2 protein-coding genes are annotated in these 1,571 nt (G+C 71.7%); both read left to right on the top strand.

Going from position 1 to position 1,571, the window contains the following annotated elements; translation table 11 throughout:
* Positions 1-194 precede the first annotated feature (194 nt).
* Positions 195-1,145 (top strand): hypothetical protein, encoded by a 951-nt coding sequence (locus PLL68_RS14970; RefSeq protein ID WP_324535458.1) that lies wholly within the window; start codon positions 195-197, stop codon positions 1,143-1,145.
* Complete coding sequence (locus PLL68_RS14965) at positions 1,142-1,519, top strand: GntR family transcriptional regulator (protein WP_324535456.1); 378 nt, start codon at positions 1,142-1,144, stop codon at positions 1,517-1,519. Before PLL68_RS14970 ends, PLL68_RS14965 begins: the two co-directional genes overlap by 4 nt.
* Positions 1,520-1,571 lie beyond the last annotated feature (52 nt).

The raw sequence follows: 1,571 nt of genomic DNA, 5'->3' as shown, positions 1-1,571 counted from the left end.
GCCGCGGCGCGGATCCAGTCGAGGGGGCTGTTCACCTGCCCGATCCTCGCACGCCCGTGCCCGTAGGGCGTTGGGAACGGGCGGCGGGATCGCTCACGGGCCTCCAAGGACTCCTTGTGTCAAGGACTTGACACAAGGAGCTCGCGACCGCAAGAATGCCATTTGTAGCAAGTAATCGATACAAAGGAGTGGATATGCGAGCCATCGTCTTCGCCCTGCCGTGTGTTGCGATCGGCCTCCTGGTCGCTCTGCGCAACCGCGTCGTCGTCACCGTGGCGCCCACCGAACACGGTGACGTGGTCGAGATCGCCCGGCACACCCGGCGCTGGCGGATGGTCGGGCTCCTCATCGGTGCCGTCGCGGCACTGGTGTTGCTGGACGCCGGCCAGCGGCTGGACGCCCTGGGCCGCGTCTCGGCGCTCGCTCCAGCAGCCCTGGGTGCGAGCGTCCTCATCGGGACCATCGCCGGCGAGCTGACGGCTCGGCCCGCGGTCGGCATCCGCCGCACTGCCACGGTCGAGACCCGCACCGTCAAGGCGGTCCTTCCCAAGGTGCTGTCCACGGTGCTTGCCGTGGCCTCGGCCCTCCTCGTCGCGGCCCTGGCCATCGGTGCCGCGTGGGGGTCGGCCGATGACATGGGCCGACCAGGCCGAATCTTCACCCAGACCTGCACCGTGCTCGACCCTGACCTGGGCCCCGTGCTCACGAGTTCGGGGCGTGGCCCGTGGCCCGGATCGTTCTACGCGGTCCCACTCGCCGCCGCTCTCCTCGTGCTGGCTGCGCTCGTCACCGTGGCGCTGCGCGTCATCGTCTCCCGGCCTAGGCCGGGCGTCGACAGCCACGACCTTGACACCATGTTGCGCCGTTGGTCGGTGGGCAACGTGCTCACCGCCGCCACGGTGACGGTGCTCGCAACGCTTGGCCCGGTGGCACTCTTCATCGCCTCGGCACTGTCCGGTGGCACGTGCCCGCTCGGCGTCGGGGAATCCGTCGTCCTCTGGGCCGCGTGGGTCATCGCCCCGCTGGCCACCGGGGGTGCCTTCAGCATGCTCGCCTGGCTCGCACTCACTCCGTCGATCCGCGTCGACGACCTGCCCCGGCCCCTGACGGGGGATGCCGCGCCGCTGGGTGCGCCGGTTCGATGAGCCTGTCCACCGTCACGGTCGACGTGCTCGACCCGACCCCGCCCTACGAGCAGCTGCGCCGACAACTCGCCGATCTCATCGGTTCGGGCGTGCTGATGACGGGGGACCGGATGCCGCCGGTGCGTCAGCTGGCGGCCGACCTCGGCCTCGCCCCCGGCACCGTGGCCCGCACGTACCGCGAGCTCGAGCACGGTGGGTACGTCCTGTCGCGCCGAGGTGGCGGCACCCGGGTCGCGCCGACCCCTCCCCGGGCCGCGACCCCGCAGCGAGCGCTCGAGGAGGCGGCTCAGGCCTATCTCGACCGCGCCCGGGTGCTCGGCATCCCGGCCGAGGAGGCCGTCGAGGTCGTCAGGTCGAAGGCCTCGGGCGGCTGACCCTCAGAGCCGGATCGACGCACGGCGAGCATGCCGTGGGCGGCTGCGCGCC

This window comes from Ornithinibacter sp., assembly GCF_035443565.1.
In the GTDB taxonomy this organism is placed as follows: Bacteria; Actinomycetota; Actinomycetes; order Actinomycetales; family Dermatophilaceae; genus Fodinibacter.
This window is presented reverse-complemented; position numbering and strand designations above follow the sequence as displayed.

What these genes read in the sequence shown, in the direction of transcription:
- PLL68_RS14970 (WP_324535458.1), top strand. Translation starts at nt 195, where the DNA reads ATGCGAGCCATCGTCTTCGCCCTGCCGTGTGTTGCGATCGGCCTCCTG.
- PLL68_RS14965 (WP_324535456.1), top strand. Translation starts at nt 1,142, where the DNA reads ATGAGCCTGTCCACCGTCACGGTCGACGTGCTCGACCCGACCCCGCCC.